This is a genomic window from Natrinema salaciae (assembly GCF_900110865.1).
Taxonomy (GTDB): domain Archaea; phylum Halobacteriota; class Halobacteria; order Halobacteriales; family Natrialbaceae; genus Natrinema; species Natrinema salaciae.
In genome coordinates this window covers 303,619-324,258 of sequence record NZ_FOFD01000001.1, presented here as the reverse complement: position 1 = coordinate 324,258, position 20,640 = coordinate 303,619, and the positions used below count along the sequence as shown (strand labels likewise).

Sequence of the window (20,640 nt, the reverse complement as noted above, 5' to 3'; positions counted from 1 at the left end):
CGTCACCGGAAACTCGAGCGCTGGGCACAACGTTTTTCTCCCGACCTGATGAGGGGCAGCCAATGGCCCGACTCCTGAGCGACGCAGTCGCGCTCACCGAGAGCCAACAGCTCGTTCGCTCCAGCGTCCGCGATATCTGTTCCGACTTCGACCACGAGTACTGGCGTCGGCGAGCCGCCGACGGGACGTACCCCCGCGAGTTCGTCGACGCGTTGACCGACCACGGCTGGATGGGCGTCCTCCTGCCCGAGGAGTACGGCGGCGCGGGAATGGGAACCCAGGAGACCGTCGTCATGATGGAGGAGATCGCCGCCAACGGCGGCGGGTTCAGCGCCGCGCAGGCGGTCCACGGCGGCGTCTACAACTCCGTCCCAATCGTCGAGTACGCCAGCGAGGAGCTCAAACGGGACCTGCTCCCGAAGGTCGCCGACGGCGAAGCGTCGATCCAGGCGTTCGGCCTCACCGAACCCAACGCGGGGTCGAACTCGCCGGCGATCGAGACGCGCGCCGAACGAGACGGGGACGAGTACGTCGTCACCGGCCAGAAGATCTGGACCTCCCGCGTCGACGTCTCCGACTACATCGTTCTCGTCGCGCGCACGACCCCGCTCGAGGACGTCGACAAACGGACGCGGGGCATTTCGATGTTCCTCGTCGACCTCGAGGACGCGATGGAACAGGGTGCACTCGAGATGGAGGCGATCCCCAAGTCGGCGAGCGATTTCGTCCACTCGTTCGAGCTCTGGTTCGACGACCTGCGCGTCCCCGCGGAGAACCTGATCGGCGGCGAGGGCGACGGGTTCTACCAGGTGCTCGACGGACTCAACGAGGAGCGGCTCGTCATCGCCGCCGAATGTATCGGCCTCGGACGGCTGGCGCTCGAGCGCGCGGTCCAGTACGCCAACGACCGGGAGGTGTTCGACCGCCCGATCGGGAAGAACCAGGCGATCCAGCACCCGCTGGCGGAGGCCTACGCGCGGCTGCAGGCGGCCAAGCAGTTGACGTACAACGCCGCCGACCGAGCCGCTTCCGACGAGGACGTAGACCTCGGTGCGTACGCCAACGCGGCGAAATTCCTCGCGGCCGACGCGGCCTACGAGGCGGCCGACGCGGCGGTCCAGACCCACGGCGGGTTCGGCATCGCGACGGAGTACGACGTCGAGCGCTACTTCCGCGAGGCCCGGTTGACGCGGCTGGTGCCGATCACCCAACAGCTCGCGCTGAACTATCTCGGCGAGAACGTACTCGGCCTGCCGCGCTCGTACTGATCGACGCGCGATCCGCGACCCGCAATACGCGACTCAGAATCATGACGGACACGACCGACGACACGGACGACACGGAGGAATCGCCGGACAAACAGCTCGTCGAAGGATGGCACGGCCGCTACTACGAGGACTTCGAGGTCGGCGACGTCTACAAGCATCCGTTCGGCCGCACCGTCACCGAGACGGACAACGTCTGGATGACCAACGTGACGATGAACCTCAACCCGATGCACTTCAACGAGGCCTACGCCGCGGAGACGGAGTTCGGCGAGCGCCTCGTCAACGGCACCGTCGTCATCGCGCTGGCCGTCGGGATGAGCGTCATCGACGTCTCGGTCAACGCGACGGCGAACCTCGGCTACGACGACGTTCGTCACCACAGCCCGGTCTTCCATGGCGATACCATCTTCGCCGAGAGCGAGGTCCTGCGCAAGCGGGAACTCGAGTCCCGCGACCACGTCGGCATCGTCGAGACCGAACTCCGGGCGTACAACCAGCACGACGACCTCGTGTTGAGCCTCGAGCGCACGCCGATGGTACTGAAACGCGAGTACGCCGAGCCCTCGGCCGCGGCACCGCCGGGCTGGCCGGACGGGATCGGCACGCAGCCGGAGGATTGCTGAAATGACCGCGACAGTCGACCGAATGGGGGACCGCTAACCGTGCTCGCACTCGACGACATCACGGTCGTGAGCCTCGAGAGCGGGATCAGCGCGCCACTCTGTACGCGGATGCTGGGCGACTTCGGCGCGGAGGTGATCAAAGTCGAGCGCCCGGACGTGGGCGACGTCAACCGCCACTGGGACTCGGTCGTGTACGGCGACTCTTCGGCCCACGTCTGGGTCGATCGGAACAAGCTGAGCGTCGAGCTGAACTTGAAGTCCGACGCGGGTCTCGAACTCTTTCGCGAACTCGCCGCGGAGGCCGACGTGGTCGTCCAGAACTACTCGCCGGGCGTGGTCGAACGGCTCGGCGTCGGCTACGACGACGTCGCGGCGATCAACGAGGACGTGATCTACCTGAACGTCTCGGGGTACGGTCGGGACGGCCCCTACAGCGACCGCAAAGCGTACGATATGGTCATGCAGGGCGAGACCGGACTGATACTGATGAACGGCTCGCCGGACGCCCCCGCGAAGATTCCGCTCAGCGTCTGCGACATCAACGCCGCGACCTACGGCACGATATCCGCGCTGCTCGCGCTGTTCCACCGCGAGCGCACCGGCGAGGGCCAGGAACTCGACGTCACGATGTTCGGCGGGATGCTCTCGTGGCTCGGCTACTTCCCCCAGAAGTACTGGCACAGCGACGAACTCCCCGAACGCATCGGGATGCGCCACCACCTGCTGACACCGTACGGCCCCCACGAGACGGCCGACGACCAGTACGTCAACTTCGCCGTCCTCAGCGAGGCCCACTGGGAACTGCTCTGTGAGGCCGTTCTCGAGCGCCCCGACCTGCTCGCCGACGAGCGCTTCGCGACCAACGAGAAGCGCGTCGAGAACCGCGGGGCCCTCGAGCCGATGATCGAGTCCCGCATCGCAGACGAGCCCCGCGACTACTGGGCCGAGCGGCTCGCCGAGGCGGGCATTCCGTGGGGCGACGTCAACCGACTCGACGACGTGCTCGACCACCCGCAGACCGAGCATCTGGACCTCGTGAAGGAACTCGAGACCGAGGACGGGCCAGTGCCGTACATCGACAACCCGATCGACTCCGATTCGCTCGAGTTCGCGGCGGCACCGATGCCGGACCTCGGCGAGCACACCGACGACGTGCTCGACGCGCTGGGCTACTCGAGCGAGGAACGCGAGGCGTTGCGCGAGTCGGGCGCGATCTAGGGCCGCGAGTACGGCCTCGGGTCCGCGATCCCGTACCGTCGACCGACGGCTCGCACGAGCCGTCGGCGGAACGGCGATACCGTTACAGCGGAATCGCCGCGACGTCTGCGGAGCCGCACCTCGGACAGGAGGCGTCGCGTTTCGAGAGCGTCGTCCCGCACCGGCGGCACTCGTAGTGGACGGACGATCGGTCGGCCGGCTCGCGGGGGATTCCGATTCTGTCGATGAGTTCGTCGAGAACGGACATTCGTGACTTCGAATGAGTTCTGCAGGTCGTCCTGGCAAATACTTTGTGGATATATGTAGAAGATATTGGCCTAGAACTAGACATTTGTGGTTTTATTTTGGAAGTTGTCATTATTCGTCCCGTAGCGACAGGTGCGAAACCGGAGCCGCGGGGACGCGAGACCGCGGTAGCGGACCGGGAACGAGCGCGCGGGCCCAAGCGACGGTTCGGCGAGCGCTCGATGGTTCCGATCGGACGCGGACGGTGGACCCGCCGGCGAACGCGAGTCATCGCCAACCTTGATTCGATTCCGCGTGGTGCGATCGCGCATGCCCGACACTGATACCGACCTGGTTCTCGTCGACGGTGCGCGAACGCCACACGGCACGCTGCTGGGCTCGCTCGCGGGAATAGAGCCGGTCGAGCTGGGGCGAACGGCGCTGGACGGACTGCTCGAGCGCGTCGAGATCGCCGGCGCGGAAATCGATTGGGTCGGCCTCGGGAACGCCATTCAGGCCGGGATCGGACAGGCCCCGGGCCGGCAGGCCGTCGTCGAATCGTCGGTTCCCAACGAGACCGCGGTAACGACCGTGAACGAAGCGTCGGGGTCCGGACTGCGCGCGATCGCGCTCGCGGCGGATCGGATCGCGGCCGGCCGCGCCGAGATCGCGGTCGCTGGCGGGTTCGAATCCATGTCGAACGCGCCGTGGGTCCTCCCGGACTACCGGAGCGGTCGTCGGTACGGCGACGTCGAGCTCAAGGACTCGATGATCCTGGACTCGCTGTGGGACGTGTCCCTCGACGTTCACATGGGCGAAATCACCGAAGGGCTCGTCGACCGCGAGGAGATCCCTCGGGAGGCCCAGGACGAGTACGCCCTCGAGAGCCACCGACTGGCGGCCGAGGCGATCGAATCGGGCGCGTTCGACGAGGAGATCGTTCCGGTCGAGACCAGCGGTGCGTCGGAGACGAACCGGGCAGACGACGGCGACGCGGTCGACCGGGATCAGGGCCCGCGGCCCGATTCGACGCTGTCGGATCTGGCCCGACTGCCGACGCCGTTTCGCGACGACGGGACGATCACCCCGGGGAACGCGTCCAAACTCAGCGACGGCGCGGGCGCAGTGTTGCTGGCCGACGGTGACGTGGCCGCCGATCGCGACCTCGCGCCGCTGGCGACGCTGGTCGACTACGACGTGGTCTATCGCGACCCCGACGCGTTCAACGAGGCCGTCGGCGACGTCGTCGAGAGCCTGCTCGAGCGCAACGAGTTGGCGGTCGCGGACGTCGACGCGTTCTGGATCAACGAAGCGTTCGCCGCGCAGTCGGTGTACGTCATGGACCGTGTCGGTATCCCGCGCGAGAAGATGAACCCCCGCGGCGGCGCGGTCGCGTTCGGGCACCCGATCGGCGCCTCGGGCGGAATGCTCGCCGCGAGCCTCGGCTATCAGCTGCGCGACGATTCGGACGTCGCTCGCGGCCTCGTCGGCATGAGCGTCGGCGGCGGTGGCGCGATCATGGCGTTGCTCGAGCAGTACTGACCGCCTCGAACGGATCGGGACACCGGGCGACGCGGGGAGCACGATTATACCGCTCCCCGGTAGACGAACAGCCATGACAGACGCAGACACGAGCAGGGGTATCGCCGAACTCGCGGCGTTCGCGTCCTCGCTCGAGAGCGAGGACGTCCCCGACGCCGCACGTCGGCTGGGAGAACGCGCCATCCTCGATACCGTCGGCGTGACCCTCGCTGGAGCGGGCGCGGAAGCGGGAGATATCGCCGCGAGTACGGTCGGAAGCGGTGGCGGCGGGGGTGGCGGCGAAGCGACGCTCCTCGGCCGAGACGAACGGCTCCCGCTCTCCGACGCCGTCTTCGTCAACGCGACCGCCGGCCACGCGCTGGACTTCGACGACGTCGCGCTGGCGGCGATGGACGGGCACCCGAGCGTCCCGATGGTCGCCCCGCTGCTGGCCGTCGGCGAGCGCGAGGGTGCGACGGGCCGAGAGCTGCTCACCGCGTTCGTCGCCGGATTCGAGACCCAGAACTACCTCTCGAGACCGATCAGCCCCGGCCACTACGAGGGAGGCTGGCACGCCACCTCGACCGTCGGCGTCTTCGGTGCCGCCGCGGCCGTCGCGAACCTGCTCGGACTCTCCCCGGAACGCACCGCGCACGCCCTCAACGTCGCCGCCTCGATGCCGGCCGGGCTCAAGCGCAACTTCGGAACGACGACCAAACCGGTCCACGCGGGACAGGCCGCCCGCTCCGGAACCACCGCGGCCCTGCTCGCCGCCGAGGGCGCGACGGCGGATTCGGCGGCGGTCGACGGCGAACGCGGGTTCTTCGATCTCTACCGAGGCGACGGCGAACCGGCCCTCGAGCGACTGCCCGACCTCGGCACCCGCTGGGCGCTGTGCGAGGACGGCATCGACGTCAAGAAGTATCCCTGCTGTTACTACACCCACGCCGCGATCTACGCCGCGATTCGGCTCACCGAGTCGCACGAGCTCACGCCCGACGACGTCGACGCGGTCGTCGTGACGGCCTCGCAGGGCGCGGCCGACGCGCTCGCGCACGACGATCCCGCGACGGGACTCGAGGCGAAGTTCTCGATGCCGTATCTGATCGGGAGCGCGATCGCCCGCCAGCGGGTCGGACTCGACGCGTTCGACGAGGACAGTATCGACGAACCGGCGGTCCAGACCGTCCGCGAACGGGTCTCGCTGACGGTTGACGACGACCTGCCGTACGACTCGAACGCGGCTCGCGTCGCGGTGACGACCCGGGCCGGCGACGTGTACGAGCGCACGCAGGACCGACCGCCGGGCACGCACGACGATCCGCTCTCGGACGACGAACTGCACGAGAAGTTCCGGATGTGTGCCGCGCACGCGCCGACGTCGGTCGCCACCGACGACGCGCTGGCCGCGCTGGACGACCTGCGGTCGGTCTCCGACGTGAGCGACGTCCTCGAGTCGGTGTAGCCGGCCTCGAGAGCGGCCCGCTCTCGTCGGCTTCGAGACGTTTACCTTTCCGCCGTCCCGACGTAGTCATAATCACAATGACGCTGTACTCGCGGGTCCGCCCCCTCGCGTTCAAACTCCCAGCCGAGACGGCCCACGATCTCGGCAAGCTGACGCTCCGGGCTGCCCAGTCGACGTGGCCGACGCGGACGGCGCTCTCGTACGCCTACCGGTACGACGATCCCGCCCTCGAAGTCGACCTGTTCGACACCACGTTTCCGAACCCGGTCGGCGTCGCCGCCGGCTTCGACAAGAACGCCGAAGTGACCCACGCGCTCGCGGCGCTGGGCTTTGGCTTCGTCGAAATCGGGACCGTCACGCCCTATCCGCAGGACGGTAACGACCGCCCCAGGCTCTTTCGCCTTCGCGAGGACGACGCGATGATCAACCGCATGGGGTTCAACGGCCAGGGGATGGAGCGGGTCAAATCGCGACTCGAGGACGAGGGGACTCCCACCATCCCCCTCGGCGTCAACGTCGGCAAGATGAACTCCTCGACCGAACGGGAGGCGGTCGAGGACTACCGGCGCGTCTTCGACCGGCTCTCGCCCTTTGCCGACTACGTCGTCGTGAACGTCTCCTGTCCGAACACCCCCGACGAGTTCGACGAGGGCTCGCCCGAGCACCTCCGGGCGATCTTCGAGACGCTCGAGGCCGAAAACGATCGGGACGTCCCGATTCTGGTGAAGATCGGCCCCGACTCACCCGACGAATCGATCCTCGACCTCGTCGACATCGTCACCGAGTTCGATCTCGACGGCATCGTCGCGACGAACACGTCGACGAGCCGCGAGGGGCTCGCGTCGCCCCGACGGGACGAGTGGGGCGGCCTCAGCGGCGACCCGCTCGAGAGTCGATCGACGGCCGTCATCCGCACCCTCGCCGAGTACACGGACGGCGATCTGCCGATTATCGGCGTCGGCGGCGTCGACTCCCCGGCGAGTGCGTACGAAAAGATCAGGGCCGGTGCCTCGCTCGTCCAGCTGTATACCGGGTTCGTCTACGAAGGTCCCTCGACCGCCAAGCGGATCAATCGCGGGCTGGCGGCGCTGCTCGAGCGCGACGGGTTCTCGTCGGTCGACGCGGCGGTCGGTGCGGACCTCGACGAGTGATCGACCGACGAACGGCGGGCCGAGTCGGTCCGGTCGGCCTCAGGACCGACGGACGACCGTGGGGCCGGCGAGGGTTGGAACCGCGTCTTCACCCGCCCAGACGTCGCGTTCCTGCTGTTCCTCGATCGGCTCTTCGAACGCCGAAATCCCCGAGACGACCGCGTTTTCGGGGAGGCCGTCCGGATCGATCATGTCCACGCCGCCGGCGTTCGGCGCGTACGCCCAGAGCCGGACCGCCTTGCGCAGCGTATTCAGGTTGATGTTGACGAGGCGGTTCGCGATCGTGACGCCGCTGTCGTAGATGGTATCCGTCGTCCCGATCAGGTTTTGGGCCTCGAGCAGCCCCTCGTTCGGGGTCGCGAACTCGACTTCGTGTCGTTCGACGCCGTCGTGGATGTTCGAGTCGCTGAAGTCGACCTCGAGTTCGAGAGCTGTCGGTCTGAACAGGTTTCCGGGCATGCCGGTTTCGGTGTGATACTCGGCCATGAGCGTGCCGGTGGCGTTTTGGCTTTCGACCGTGGTCTGGGTGCTCTCGATGATCCAGCTCCAGTTCGTGTTCTCGTAGGAGGTCGCGGGCGTGTCGACGTTGAGTCGGACGTACACGTCGCCGATGTCGTCCGGGTCCGCGTCGGTGGCCCAGCTGATAACAAAGGGGAGATCGACCTCGTAGGAGTCGCAGTTCCCGCCGAACAGGCCACAGCCACGGAGGGTTTCGTTCCGGTGCATAACGATCCCGTCAGCGTTCCACTGCCCGTTGACGACGCCGACCTGTTCGGGGTCGAGCGGCGTGTTGTCCTTCCGGAACAACGTCGGGAAGGAAACCGAACAGAGGAACCCGTCACCGGTCGACGCGGCACCGAAGCCGGGAACGGTCGCCGCCGCGAGTCCAGTTCCGCCGACGGCCTTCAGTACGGTTCGTCGCGAGCGGTTAGTCCGTCCCTCCGAGGAAGCAGGTCGATCGACCATTGTACGAACCAAGTACCATATGCTATTAATTATGGTTTTTCTAGTTCGAGCATATATAATATACGTTCGTGTGAAATAGAGCAGCACAAGAACAAAGCGAAACGGAGCGGCCACCGAATACGACCCGCAATCGAAGAGCGGCCGCCGGAAGCGGCGACGACCCGATCGGTCACCGTGACCGTTCAGTCGGCGGGTTCGGGATCGTCGATCGCGTCGCCGAGTCCGTGGTGTTCCGCAGGGCCGACGACGTCGTCGGTCCGCTCCTCGCGGATCTCCCGGGTCTGGGAGTCCTCTCGCTGGGATTCGACCATCGGCTCCGTCTCACCGTCGGTGACGGAGAGGAACACGGACCGTAACCGTTCGGTCTTGTCCGTCCCCGTCTGCTCGTTCGGTTCCTCGCTCTCGTCCGCCGTGGAATCTGTCTCGGTCATTGCGAGCGATCCTCACCCGGGCCGGATGGACGGCAGCCGAATATAAACCCGTCGCGACTTTCACGAACTGAGAACGATCACGGAACGGCATCATTATGCAGGACGGCCCGCCCCCTCGAGCCATCGATCAGCGCGGCGGTGACTCGCACTCGGCCGGTGGCCGTCTCAGTCGACGTCCACGCGCGTTCCGTGTCCCGACTCGCCGACGACCGCGCCGTCCTCGGCCACGACCGCGCCGCGGACGACCGTCGCGACCGCCTTGCCGGTGAAGGACTCGCCCTCGAACGGCGTGACGCAGTTCTTCGAGTGCAAGTCCGTCCGGTCCTCGAGCGTCCACTCCCGATCCGGATCGACGATCGTGAAGTCGGCGTCGGTACCGACCTGCAGCGATCCCTTCTGCGGGTACATCCCCCAGACCTGGGCCGGGCGCGTCGAGTGTCGGTGGACCCACTCCTCGAGCGTGAACCGACCCCGATCGACGAAGGTGAGCATCGCCGGCACTTCGGTCTCGAGGCCGACGAACCCCGAGATGGCGTCCCAGGTGTTGCCGAACGGGTCGTCGACCTTTTTCTCCTCCGGGGTGTGGGGCGCGTGGTCGGTCGCCATGCAGTCGATCGTGCCGTCGTCGACCGCGTCCCAGAGCGCGTCGCGCTCCGCGGCGTCCCGGATCGGCGGCTGGACGCGGGCGACGTTGCCCTTCTCGCGCACGACGTCCTCGGTGAACCAGAGGTAGTGGGGCGTCGTCTCGGCGGTGACGTCGACGCCGCGGGACTTCCCGCGGGCGACGGCCTCGGCGGCCGACCCCGACGAGACGTGGAACATGTGGATCTTCGCGCCGGTCTCCTCGGCGAAGGTGATCATCCGCTCGACGGCTTCCCGCTCGGCGATCACGGGACGGGAGTGGGAGTGGTCGATCGGCTCGTTTCGCCCCGCGGCTTTGAACCGCTCCGTGTAGTAGTCGATGATCTCGCCGTTCTCCTCGTGGAAGCCGAGCCGTTTGCCCGTTTCGCGGATGCGCTCCATCGCCTCGAGTATCTCGCCGTCGTTCGGCGGCGGCACGTCACCGACGGTCGAGCCGAGGAAGATCTTGAACCCGAGCGGGCCGACCTCGGCGATCTCGGGGATCAACTCGAGGTTCTCCGAGGTGACGACGGCGTAGCTCTGGAAATCGACGTGGGCCGACGCCTCGCCGCGCTCGAACTTGAGCTCGAGGTGCTCGGGCCGGTCGATGACCGGGTCCGTGTTCGGCATTCCGACGACGGTCGTCACGCCGCCGGCGGCCGCCGCCCGCGTCGCGGACTCCCAGTCCTCCTTGTACTCGAGCCCGGGTTCGCGGTTGTGGATGTGGCAGTCGACGATTCCGGGGACCAGAACGTTCCCCTCGGCGTCGAGGACGCGATCCGCGTCGGGGAGGCGGTCGCTCCGGCCGACGGCGACGATCTCACCGTCCTCGACGGCGACGCCCGCGTCGGGCGTCCGCCCGGCGGGCGTCACGACGGTACAGTTGCGCACCACGAGGTCGACGGTCATTGGCGTGGAGTTGCGGCGGGCGGCGCATATAGCTTCCCGAAACCGGTCGCGCCGATAGCGGGGCCGCCCTCGAGCGAGCCCCGATCAGCCCCCGCGAACCTGCTCGAGCAGGTCGGGCGGCATCCCACAGCCACACGGCTCGAGCGTCCCGCTCTCCGGAGGGGTGACGACGGCGAAGGAAACCGGATCGCCACAGCGCGGGCAGACGGAGACCGGTGCCGGCTCGACGAAGACGGCCACCTCGTCGGTGTCGTCGCCCGCCTTGTTGGTGTCGTCGCCCGCTTCGTCGCCGTCGCTCATCCGGACTCCTCCGCGATCCCTCGCAATTCGAAAACCGGACTCGAGGCTCCTCGTGTCGGGCGATTCCGTTGTCGTGCGGGATGTTTATATCCCGGTAGTTTGAACGTAAGCATGGCTCCTGAACCCTTCCGGGTTTGGAAGCCAGTCTCGGGTGCTTGCCCCACCCGGGACGTTTCGATACCGTCCCCGAGGAGACCGGCTTCCGTTCTACTCGTTGACCTATTGTGACTTATATCTACTGCTAATATGCCGAAAGGAGCGCCTACTCGAGCGGAGCGACCGGGCAGCGGGGACGCGAGCACCGACCGCCGAGCCGCGGGCGACCAGTTCGAGATGACCCGCGCGTCACCGGTTTCGGCGGTCGGTTCCGTCGGGCGGGTCGCCGAGTCGCTCGAGTTCGCGCTCCGCCTCCGCCGACCGTCGATGCTGGGGGGAGACGATCGCCTCGCCCGAGCCCTCGATGCGCTCCTCGGGGTCGTCGACGGCGATCCACTCGCGGAGCCGCGACAGCGCCGTCCGTATCATACGCGACCGGTGGAGCGCCTCGCACAAACGTGTTTCCCGTACTGCATTTTTCACCGACAGTTCGATCGCGGTCGCGACCGTCGGCGCGATTCCCGAGACACGAGGGCGCTATTTCGGCGACTCGAGGCCCGTCCGCGAGTGTGACGGCATGACTATAAGCGGCGCTTTACGCGGTCTCAGCGGCCACTGCTCGAGCGTACGTGCGCGATACTTAACAGCGCGCGACTGGTCGGCCCGACAATGAACACGCCAGCGATCCGCGACAGCACGATCCTCGTCACCGGCGGTGCGGGCTTCATCGGCAGCCACCTCGTCGACGCCCTCGCCCCCCGAAACGAGGTCAGAGTGCTCGATAACTTCACCACCGGCGACCGCGCGCACCTCCCCGACGACGTGACCGTCGTCGAGGGCGACGTTGGCGACCCGATCGCCCTCCAGAAAGCCGCCCGCGGCGTCGACGTGATCTTCCACCACGCCGCGCTCGTCAGCGTCTCCCAGAGCGTCGACGAGCCCCGGCAAAGCAATCGGACGAATCTCGAGGCGAGCCTGCTGGTCCTCGAGCAGGCCCGCCAGGAGGACGCCCGGGTCGTCGTCGCCTCGAGCGCGGCGGTCTACGGCCACCCCGACGAGTTGCCGGTGCCGGAGACGGCGTCGACGAATCCGGCCTCGCCGTACGGCGTCCAGAAACTCGCCCTGGACCAGTACACCCGGCTCTACGAGGAGCTGTACGGGCTCGAGACCGTCGCGTTGCGATACTTCAACGCCTACGGGCCCCGCCAGCAGGGCCCCTACAGCGGCGTCATCTCGACGTTCCTCGAGCAGGCGCGGGCGAACGAGCCGATCACCATCGAGGGTGACGGACAGCAGAGCCGCGACTTCGTCCACGTCAGCGATATCGTCCGGGCGAACCTGCGAGCGGCGACGACCGACGCGGTCGGCGAGGCGTACAACGTCGGCACGGGCCAGCGGACGTCGATCCGCGAACTGGCCGAGACGATCCGCGACGCGACCGACTCGTCGTCGACGATCGCCCACTGCGAACCCCGCGCCGGCGACATCAGACACAGCGGCGCGGACACGTCGAAGGCGGCGCGGGACCTCGGGTTCGAGGCGCGAGTCGGCCTCGAGTCGGGGATTCGATCGCTCGTCGGCGACGGACGGGTGGCGCTGACCGGTGAGGAAGCCGACGCCGCGCCGGAACCGAGCCGGGAGAGCGAGTCGTACAGCTGAGTCGAAGAAACCGTCCGTTGCGACCCCGCGAGACCGGGGCCGGCGGCGCGTCGAATCGCCGTACCGGTTCGGGATCGCCACGGAACCGGCCAGCGCGGTATCCGCCCGTCTCGTGTCCGTTCGACGGAGAGTCGTTCCAAGATTCTTTTACTGACTGAATCCGGAGCGAATCCGCGCTAACCGTTTCGAACGTCCGGTCGAGTTTATTCGGTCCGTCGAGCAAAGTCGGTCTATACCATGACTGACGAGTGTTTCACCCGCTCGAGTTCCGGCCGCACCGTCACGGTCCCGCCGCCGGACAGTATCGGCCGCTCGCGGCCGTCTCGAAGCCGAAACTGGTCGACGAGAGTGAATTCGAGGAGCCCGTGAGATACTCGTTATATACTAACAGCATATGAGTTATAAAAAACGATTTGTAGAACGGTCACGACGGTACAGGACATGAATCACTCGAATACGACTGCTCCACAGCTATGAGCATCCGACGGCCTTCCACGCTACTCGAGTCGCTCGGCGTGTCGAGCAGTGACGCGGCCGCAATCGCCGCGAGTTCGTGGTCCGGGTTCGTCTCGGGGGCCGCCCGCCCCCTTCAACTCGAGGGGAGCGCGCATCTCGCCGCCCTCGCCGGTATGATCGCGCTCGCCCTGCTCGGCGGGGTGCTCGTCGCTCGCAACCGGTACGATGAGCCGAACTCGATCGGGAGCGAGGGGGACACGGACCGGGAGGAGTTCGTGACCGATCGGGAGCGAGTCCAGCGGCTCCTCCGGGAGAACGGGGGCCGAATGAAGCAGTCGAACATCGTCGACTCCGTCAGCTGGTCGAAAGCCAAGGTCAGCCGACTGCTCGCCGACCTCGAGGAGGACGGCCAGATCACGAAACTGCGTCTCGGGCGGGAGAACCTGGTCTGTCTGCCGGGACACGAGCCGACGGCGTCGAAATCGCCCGAACAGACCAACGACGACTGACGGAACGTTCCTATCAGCAATCGTTGTTTTCCGAAGGCGAACCGCTCACTGAATCCCCGTCGCTGAGCCGTAGTATTCGGTTTCTTGGCGTAATGGTTCTGCCAGTTTATCCGCTGAACCCACGACGAAACGGATGCCATTACGGCAACCATGAACGCACGCAAACAGTTACTCGTCGTACTTACCGCGCTGATGCTCGTTTGCTCGAGCGGGGCGATGGTGACAGCCGCAACAGGCGGCGACACCGTCGAGCAGAGCAACGACGTCAGCGAGGACGAGTACGACCAGACGGACAACGAGACGACGAACGAGTCGGACGACATGCAGGAACATGCCGAGGCGGCTGCCGGACTCAGTGACGGCGAGCTAACGCCGTCCGATAACGAGTCCGACGGCCAGCAAGGCGCGTACGTGACGTTCGAAGACCAGACGACCGAGGGCGAGACGGTCGTCGTCGAGAACGTTTCGCTCGCGAGCCCCGGCTTCGTGGCGATTCACGACAGTAGCCTCCTCACGGGGAACGTCGTCGGGAGCGTCATCGGCGTCTCGACGTATCTCGAGGCAGGCACGTACGATGAGGTCGAAATCACCCTCGACGAGCCGATCGGAGCGGCTGCGAACGAGTCGCTCGAGGCGGACGGGAACGAATCGTCCGCGGAGGGTGAGACGCTGATCGCGATGCCGCATCGGGATACGAACGACAACCAGACGTACGACTTCGTCACGAGCGGTGGCGTGGACGACGTGCCGTTCCTCACGGCGAGCGGCGAGCCAGTCGTCGACGAAGCGATCGTCACTATCGACGATACCGAAGACGGCGTCGAGGACGGTGTCGACGATGGCACCGAAGACGGCGTTGACGATGGTGTCGAGGACGGTGTCGACAACGACACCGAAGACGACGCTGACGACGGCTTCGAGGATGGTGTCGACAACGATACCGAAGACGGCGTTGACGATGGTGTCGACGACGACACCGAAGACGGCGTTGAGGACGGCTTCGAGGATGGTGTCGACAACGACACCGAAGACGCCGTTGACGACGGCTTCGAGGATGATGTCGACAACGACACCGAAGACGACGTTGACGACGGCATCGAGGATGGTGTCGACGACGATGTCGAGGACGGTGTCGACGACGACGAACAACCGCCGATGGACGACGTCCCCATCGATGGTGATCAACAGCCGGTCTTCGTCACTGTCGAAGATCTCACCGTCGAAGACGTGAACTTCGAGAACACGACCGTATACGTTCTCGTCGTCGGCGAAGATATCAGCGCTGACGATCTCCCGGACGGGATGGAAAACATCACTGAAGACGAACTCCCGGACGAGGATAACGAGACCGACATCGGTGACGACGTCGACGACAACGAGACCATCTTCGACGACAACGAAACCGAGGACAACGAGACCGACATCGGTGACGACGTCGACGACAACGAGACCATCTTCGACGACGACGAAACCGAAGACAACGAAACCGACATCGGAGACGGCATCGACGACAACGAGACCGTCTTCGACGACAACGAAACTGAAGACAACGAGACTGTCTTCGACGACAACGAAACCGAAGACAACGAGACTGTCTTCGACGACAACGAAACCGAGGAAGTGACCGCTGAATCGTTCAACGTCACCGACCTCGAGGCGCCCGAGAGCGCCACAGTCGGCGATACCATCACCGTGACGGCGACGGTCGAGAACCCCACCGACGAGGAGCGAACCGAGGACGTGCAGTTCCGCCTCGACGGTGACCTCGTCGACAATCAGAGCCTCACGCTCGAGAGCGGTGCGAGCGAGGAGGTCGAGTTCGAAGTCGATACGAGCGATCTCCAGGCCGGTTCGTACATCCACATGGTGCTCACCGACCAGTCCGGTGAGGTCGCGACCCTCGAACTGACCGAGGAGACCGACACCGGAATCGACGACAACGAGTCGGACGAGATCGAGTTCGACGATGAGAACGAAACCAACGACACCGACGACAACGGCACCGATAATCTAACGGCCAACGACACCGAGTCGATGCTCGGCGTCCTGGCCTAACCGAGGAGCACCCAACGGACAACGGACAGCGCGTCTTTTTGCGTGGTCGCGAGGCGGACAGCGGCAGTGCGGGCTGGACGCATCTCGTCCCCGTACTCATTTCTTCCGTGCGGTGTCTCGATCCCCGATCCGCGAGCGACCGCTGGAATCGCGACAGCGTCGACGAGGCACAGCACGGAGCGGCGAGCGCCCGGATTGCCGATTCCGTCCTGTCGCCGTCTCGAGCACCCCGGCGACAGCGGTCACGACGTCTCAGCCGAGCAGGCGATAGAGACTGCTCGCGGCGACGGCGAGAAAGACGAGGACGCTCGCGAGCACCGGATCGATGCTCGAGAAGACCGGCAGTTCGAGCCCGGCCAGCGCGATGACCGCGAGGCCGAGCAGACAGAGTCCGAGGTGGAGCTGGAGGACCTGCGAGTGATCGTCGGTGTGGCCGTCGACGTACTGCAAGACGTCGTCGAAGTGACGACCGGCCGTGATCGTCTTCGCGTCGGAATCGTATTCGATCACGGCGTCTTCCTGGAGCTGCGGGAGGTGCGTCTGCTGAAGGGAGACGTAGACGCTCTTGTAGAGGTTGTTCGGAACGGGCGTGGTATCGGACTCGGTGGCCGCGATTTCGGTCGCGACGTCGGAAACGTCGACCTGTCCGGCTTCCTCCGCGAGCAGTTGGACGATAGCCCGCCGCCTGTCGTTGCCGAGGATGTGAAACACCTCGCTCTCCTCGAGCGGTTCAGTTCTGTTCGTTTGAACTGACATCGATTAGTGAAAAGGGGAACAGCGTCTCGAGAGACAATCCACCACCAGTGACCATGTACCCCCACTTCACTGACCACTAACTTTAACTTTTGCAGGGTACGCTCCGCCTCCGCTCGGAGCTAGCGGCGGTGCGATTCGTCCGTCTCCGTAAGGAGACGGTACAGCCGTCACCAGCGGTGATATATCAGGCCGACGGCGATTCGTCACGAGTCACGAGTCGCGAGTGACAGCTGCGCCCTCGAGGCAGGACGAGGGCGACCCGATCCGACGAGCGGAGCCGGGCCGAGACCGGCGGTCGACGAGTGGGAGCGGTCACCGCGAACGGTGCTGTGATCGGCTGTGAAAAGCAGTAGACAGCAGTGGAAACGGAACTCGCCGCAGTGGGGTTCAGTCGCCGGGGAGATGGCCACCGGATTGCATCTCGCGATAGGTGGTACAGGACGGACAGCCGTGGACGACGTCGCCGTTGTCACCGAAGACGCGAGCGAACTGCTGTGTGACGTGCGTCCCGCAGTTTCGACACCGAGCGCCGGCTGTCGACGATTCCATGGGCTTCCAATCGTGTTGTGTGGAGTTCATGGTTCGTGGGGGTGTACTCGGACGGATATCGATCGCGCCGGCGACCGGCACTCATCCACGCCGCTGTGACGCACGACTCGGTGGCTCGCCACCGATTCGTCGCGATACCCGTCCGGGCATCATCGTATCGAGGGGAGCAAACGTGAATAAAGGAGGTTGACCGTTCACCCGGGAAGCAGGCCTGAGAACCGAGAAATTCGCGCTTTCCTGCCGATATCGGTCGCGAGACGTTTCAAAACCGCAACGTTCCGAATTAGACGGCGGTAGTACTCAATCCGAATTCAGTTGTGTTGGGCCGCATTCGGCGCTCAAACTGGTGATTGAGCTGTCCGCTGATCCGTCGAAAGCCGTAGTTTCCGGACCGAAATACGATCTTACGTCGCGGAACGACGTGGCGGCCGAGGATAAGGTACATCGTTATAAAATACCACTATCGCTTACCGATTTTCGTGCCGGAACGTAATGGTGGAACCCCCGACAGTGGTGGTCCGACGATACCGTCGGCTGGAAGCGCGCGTGGAGGGGTCGCGAGACGGTCACGGCGACCTCCGCAGCCCGCGGCAGCCGTCGGTCTCACGGCCCTCTCGAATCGTCACCTCTCACGGAGAGCGAACGGCCCCTGCCCGTCCCGGATGGGAGACTACGACTATGTCAACGCAAGCGAGTAACACTCGATCGGAGTCGACAGCCAACCCTTCGGCCCAGCTCGACGTCCTCGGAGACGATTGCGCTCGGACGATCCTCATGGCCACGAGCGAGGGTCCGAAGACGGCGAAGGAACTGACGAAACGAACGGACAGCTCGTCGGCGACCGTCTACCGCCGAATCAACAACCTCCTCGAGAGCGATCTTCTGGCGGAGTGTGTGCGGTTCGACGACGACGGGTCGCACACGACGGCCTACGAAGCGACCGTCGATGTCCTCCGCGTGCGAATCGACGCGGACGGAATCGACGTCGCAGTCTCGGAGTCCGGGGAGTAACCGTCCCGAGCGTGTCGGCGAGCTGGTACTCGAACGGACGCGGTGAACGCCATCGGATTACGCCGGCTGCTGGCCCGTGCGAGCGGCCGAGCGAGTATCTCGTTCGAAATCGTGTTTCGGTCGTCGAACAGTCACTTTCGCTCGAGTAATCGCAAGTAACTGAGAGCGCCGCAAGCTGTATGATACGGATAACAAATATCTACTCAATAGAACGGTCAGTGTGATTGAGCAATGCACGATCTGACCGGCTTCCAGCGTGATCTGCTGTACGTGATCGCAGGTGCTGACCGACCGTCGGGGCAGACCGTTAAAGACGAGGTCGAGAAGTACTATAGTTCGGAGATCAATCACGGGCGGCTGTATCCGAATCTGGACACGCTCGTCAACAAGGAGCTGGTCGAGAAGGGGCAACTCGACAGACGCACGAACTACTACGCGATAACCGATGCCGGCCGTCAGCAGATCGACGAGCGACGAGAGTGGGAGGCACAGTACGTCGACTTCTAGGCGCTCGAGCGCCGCGCGGAACGAGGCGGCCGCGAGCAGCGGGGCCCCGAGGTCGGTCGTCGAGCGGACAGCCGCCCGTTCGTGTCGGTAACACGGCCATAACAAAGCACGAACGAGTGAGATGAGCCGACGAGAATGGCACTCGTATTGTCCGCACTGCGGTCGACCGCCGAGCGGCGAATGCCGGTGGATCGCCGATGAGTCATCGAACGAGTTCCTGGACGCGGTTCGGGTTCGTTCGTCGCTACCCGTTCGATCTCGCGGCCGTCTCGATCGGTGCGATACTCGCGTATTTGGTCGTGACGAGCTTCGGGGCCGATAGTACCCTTCGGCTGTTCGTAACCGTTCCGTTCGCTCTGTTTCTGCCGGGCTACGCGCTCGTTTCCATTCTGTTTCCGGCCGGCGAGCGAAGCGCACGCGAGACGGCGGCGACGACGGCCGACGCTCGTCCCCGCGGGATCGACGCCACCGAACGCGTGGGACTGGCGTTCGTCCTCTCGCTCGCGATCGTTCCGGTGGTCGTTCTGGCGTTGCCGCTCGTGGGGACCGAACTGACGACCACGTCGATCGCGGCCGCGGTGGGTCTCGTGACGATCGTCTTCGCCCAGCTTGGCGTCGTCCGGCGGCTTCGAACCGCAAGCGGGAAGCGGTTCACCGTCGCCCCCATCGCGAGCCTCGGTCGACTCCGGCGGGACGAGTCGGCGGTCGCGACGGCGTCGTCGGTGCTGCTCGTGGTCGCGATCGGAACGGCGGTGAGCGCGCTGGTCGTGGCGTTCCTGCTGCCCGTGTCGGCGGGCGGGTACACGGAGCTCGGACTGTACAGCGAGGACGAGGACGGGGAAGTCGTCGCCGGCGCGCTCCCCAGCGAAGTCGCGGCGAACGAATCGATCCCGTTCACGATCGCGGTGGAGAACCAGGAGGGAAGCGAACAGAACTACACCGTCGTCGTCCAGGAGCAGACGCTCGAGGACGGGGAGGTCGTCGAGCGGACGGAGTTACGACGGATCGACGCGACCGTGTCGGACGGGGCGACGGGCACCGGAGAGCAGTCGGTGACGCCGACTGCGGCGGCGAACGAAACGGTCAGAATCAGCGTGTTGCTCTATCACGGCGAGCCGCCGGCCACGCCGACGAACGAGAACGCCGCGGAGGAGACCCACTTCTGGGTGACGGTGACCGGGGAATAGCGCGTCGACGGAGACGGGTCGTCTCGACTGCGTCTGTCGTCTTCGGTGTCGACGAGCAGCACTGCTGGGCCACGCGGCTGGCGACGCGCGACCGCGGTCGCCAGCGTCGCTCACCGATCCAAGGCGCAGACGCCGCCTCGTGCCGAGCGCGTGGCAATCGCCCCGGATCGCCCGTGAACGACTCGAGAGAGACGTCACTCGAGCGTCGAAGTGGACCGAACGCGAGACGCGTCGGACGGCGACGGGTGCGGCTGGCGAAGAACGTCTGCGATGGCCCGACGAAGAGCGTGCGACGGGGACGGCGAGACGGCCGACCAGTGCGACCAGTGGCACGCGACAGGAACGAGCACGGACGGTAACTGACGCTATCGACTCGCAAGACCGAACGGAAGGTCGAGATCCGTCCGGCGTGAGACGTGCTGGACGACCGAGAGGGAGAGAACGACGGCACAGAGACCCAGTGTGACCGCCGGTGCCGTGGCGGCCGTCAGCGGGCCGACCGCCAACACCGAGAGTCCGAACGCGACGGCGCCGAGCGCCGTCACCCCGGCGTAGAGTCGGTGCCACGGTCGCTGCTCCTCGAGGTGGCGATCGAGATAGGGTTCGAACTCGTCCTCGCTCGGCAGGAGTTCGATCTCGTGACCGTCCGGGTCCCAGTCGACGATGCCGTGGTCCTCGAGCATCGGCAGGTGGGTCTGGTACAGCGAGATGTAGACCCGTCGCCGCTGCGTCCGCGTCACGTCGTCGGGGTCGGTGTCGTTCTCCCAGGCGGCGACCTGTTCGACGAGCGGCGCGAGATCACAGGTGCCGCCCTGTCGTTTCAGGTACTGGACCGCCCGTCGTCTGCGCGCGTTGCTGAATACGTCGAACAGTTCGGCCTGTGTGAGCTCGCTGTCAGCCATGGATGCCCTCGTCGTGTCGAATCGGATCCCGTTCCCGTCTCACGGGTGCTGTCGGATACCTCACGGACTCGTCTGCCAGACTGTGACACTTTACTATCACTCGGCTACCCCCTCGAAAGGGCATTATACCAGTTAGCGGCCGTGAATGACGGCACATTCGACGTTTCACCGATCTAACCCGAGTCGAGCACTCGGTCACGGCTGCGAGCGGTCGGCTCCTCCCGAACGCGCCCCGCGGGCCTCGATGACGCTGTA

The 20,640-nt window shown here is 65.6% G+C and carries 21 protein-coding genes; 12 read left to right on the top strand and 9 right to left on the bottom strand.

Annotated elements, in window-relative coordinates:
* Positions 1-62 precede the first annotated feature (62 nt).
* Genes BMX07_RS01595 through BMX07_RS01585 form a run of 3 tightly spaced genes read left to right on the top strand, consistent with a single transcriptional unit; the run spans position 63 to position 3,109 of the window.
* Entirely contained in the window at positions 63-1,268 is a 1,206-nt protein-coding gene (locus BMX07_RS01595) for an acyl-CoA dehydrogenase family protein (RefSeq protein WP_090612580.1), read from the top strand.
* A gap of 41 nt (positions 1,269-1,309) precedes the next feature.
* Positions 1,310-1,891, top strand: a complete 582-nt coding sequence (locus BMX07_RS01590; protein WP_090612577.1) for a MaoC family dehydratase — start codon at positions 1,310-1,312, stop codon at positions 1,889-1,891.
* Positions 1,892-1,930: 39 nt separating this feature from the next.
* Entirely contained in the window at positions 1,931-3,109 is a 1,179-nt protein-coding gene (locus BMX07_RS01585) for a CaiB/BaiF CoA transferase family protein (protein WP_090612574.1), read from the top strand.
* A gap of 82 nt (positions 3,110-3,191) precedes the next feature.
* Here BMX07_RS01585 and BMX07_RS24115 read toward each other — a convergent pair whose 3' ends face one another.
* Positions 3,192-3,356 (bottom strand): hypothetical protein, encoded by a 165-nt coding sequence (locus BMX07_RS24115; RefSeq protein WP_175480012.1) that lies wholly within the window; start codon positions 3,354-3,356, stop codon positions 3,192-3,194.
* Between the two features lie 308 nt (positions 3,357-3,664).
* Here BMX07_RS24115 and BMX07_RS01580 point away from each other — a divergent pair, with 308 nt between their 5' ends.
* From BMX07_RS01580 to BMX07_RS01570, 3 genes are all read left to right on the top strand, one after another.
* Positions 3,665-4,876, top strand: coding sequence for a thiolase family protein (locus tag BMX07_RS01580; protein ID WP_090612569.1), 1,212 nt, complete (start codon positions 3,665-3,667; stop codon positions 4,874-4,876).
* 73 nt (positions 4,877-4,949) lie between these two features.
* Positions 4,950-6,320: an MmgE/PrpD family protein gene (locus BMX07_RS01575; RefSeq protein WP_090612566.1), complete on the top strand. Its 1,371-nt coding sequence runs from the start codon at positions 4,950-4,952 to the stop codon at positions 6,318-6,320.
* A 77-nt stretch (positions 6,321-6,397) separates the two neighbouring features.
* Positions 6,398-7,471: a quinone-dependent dihydroorotate dehydrogenase gene (locus BMX07_RS01570; protein WP_090612562.1), complete on the top strand. Its 1,074-nt coding sequence runs from the start codon at positions 6,398-6,400 to the stop codon at positions 7,469-7,471.
* Positions 7,472-7,510: 39 nt separating this feature from the next.
* Here BMX07_RS01570 and BMX07_RS01565 read toward each other — a convergent pair whose 3' ends face one another.
* The 5 genes from BMX07_RS01565 to BMX07_RS01545 all read right to left on the bottom strand — a co-directional run bounded on the left by BMX07_RS01565 (position 7,511) and on the right by BMX07_RS01545 (position 11,223).
* On the bottom strand, positions 7,511-8,437 hold the full coding sequence (locus tag BMX07_RS01565) for a hypothetical protein (RefSeq protein ID WP_090612559.1): 927 nt from the start codon (positions 8,435-8,437) through the stop codon (positions 7,511-7,513).
* A 182-nt stretch (positions 8,438-8,619) separates the two neighbouring features.
* Complete coding sequence (locus BMX07_RS01560; protein ID WP_090612557.1) at positions 8,620-8,868, bottom strand: hypothetical protein; 249 nt, start codon at positions 8,866-8,868, stop codon at positions 8,620-8,622.
* Between the two features lie 165 nt (positions 8,869-9,033).
* Positions 9,034-10,398, bottom strand: a complete 1,365-nt coding sequence (gene allB, locus BMX07_RS01555; protein WP_090612553.1) for an allantoinase AllB — start codon at positions 10,396-10,398, stop codon at positions 9,034-9,036.
* A gap of 84 nt (positions 10,399-10,482) precedes the next feature.
* The gene (locus BMX07_RS01550) at positions 10,483-10,698 is read right to left on the bottom strand and encodes a hypothetical protein (protein WP_090612550.1); all 216 of its coding nucleotides are present in this window, start codon (positions 10,696-10,698) and stop codon (positions 10,483-10,485) included.
* Positions 10,699-11,043: 345 nt separating this feature from the next.
* A complete protein-coding gene (locus tag BMX07_RS01545; protein WP_090612545.1) occupies positions 11,044-11,223 on the bottom strand; it encodes a hypothetical protein in 180 nt (59 codons plus the stop codon).
* A 240-nt stretch (positions 11,224-11,463) separates the two neighbouring features.
* Between BMX07_RS01545 and BMX07_RS01540 the strand changes: the two genes are divergently transcribed.
* The 3 genes from BMX07_RS01540 (at position 11,464) to BMX07_RS01530 (ending at position 15,473) form a co-directional block, all read left to right on the top strand.
* The gene (locus BMX07_RS01540) at positions 11,464-12,453 is read left to right on the top strand and encodes an NAD-dependent epimerase/dehydratase family protein (RefSeq protein WP_090612541.1); all 990 of its coding nucleotides are present in this window, start codon (positions 11,464-11,466) and stop codon (positions 12,451-12,453) included.
* Between the two features lie 473 nt (positions 12,454-12,926).
* Entirely contained in the window at positions 12,927-13,418 is a 492-nt protein-coding gene (locus tag BMX07_RS01535; RefSeq protein WP_090612538.1) for a helix-turn-helix transcriptional regulator, read from the top strand.
* A gap of 150 nt (positions 13,419-13,568) precedes the next feature.
* Complete coding sequence (locus tag BMX07_RS01530; protein ID WP_090612534.1) at positions 13,569-15,473, top strand: DUF7282 domain-containing protein; 1,905 nt, start codon at positions 13,569-13,571, stop codon at positions 15,471-15,473.
* 252 nt (positions 15,474-15,725) lie between these two features.
* On the opposite strand, the gene BMX07_RS01525 is transcribed toward BMX07_RS01530, so the two are convergent.
* Both BMX07_RS01525 and BMX07_RS24110 read right to left on the bottom strand, forming a co-directional pair.
* On the bottom strand, positions 15,726-16,229 hold the full coding sequence (locus BMX07_RS01525; protein WP_090612529.1) for a DUF7344 domain-containing protein: 504 nt from the start codon (positions 16,227-16,229) through the stop codon (positions 15,726-15,728).
* 387 nt (positions 16,230-16,616) lie between these two features.
* Positions 16,617-16,778, bottom strand: coding sequence for a DUF7563 family protein (locus BMX07_RS24110; protein WP_162834899.1), 162 nt, complete (start codon positions 16,776-16,778; stop codon positions 16,617-16,619).
* 678 nt (positions 16,779-17,456) lie between these two features.
* Here BMX07_RS24110 and BMX07_RS01520 point away from each other — a divergent pair.
* The 3 genes from BMX07_RS01520 (at position 17,457) to BMX07_RS01510 (ending at position 19,483) form a co-directional block, all read left to right on the top strand.
* A complete protein-coding gene (locus BMX07_RS01520; RefSeq protein ID WP_090612524.1) occupies positions 17,457-17,789 on the top strand; it encodes a winged helix-turn-helix domain-containing protein in 333 nt (110 codons plus the stop codon).
* Between the two features lie 231 nt (positions 17,790-18,020).
* A complete protein-coding gene (locus BMX07_RS01515; protein ID WP_090612520.1) occupies positions 18,021-18,296 on the top strand; it encodes a PadR family transcriptional regulator in 276 nt (91 codons plus the stop codon).
* A gap of 197 nt (positions 18,297-18,493) precedes the next feature.
* Positions 18,494-19,483 (top strand): DUF1616 domain-containing protein, encoded by a 990-nt coding sequence (locus tag BMX07_RS01510; RefSeq protein WP_090612517.1) that lies wholly within the window; start codon positions 18,494-18,496, stop codon positions 19,481-19,483.
* A gap of 365 nt (positions 19,484-19,848) precedes the next feature.
* On the opposite strand, the gene BMX07_RS01505 is transcribed toward BMX07_RS01510, so the two are convergent.
* On the bottom strand, positions 19,849-20,385 hold the full coding sequence (locus BMX07_RS01505; RefSeq protein ID WP_090612514.1) for a DUF7344 domain-containing protein: 537 nt from the start codon (positions 20,383-20,385) through the stop codon (positions 19,849-19,851).
* Positions 20,386-20,640 lie beyond the last annotated feature (255 nt).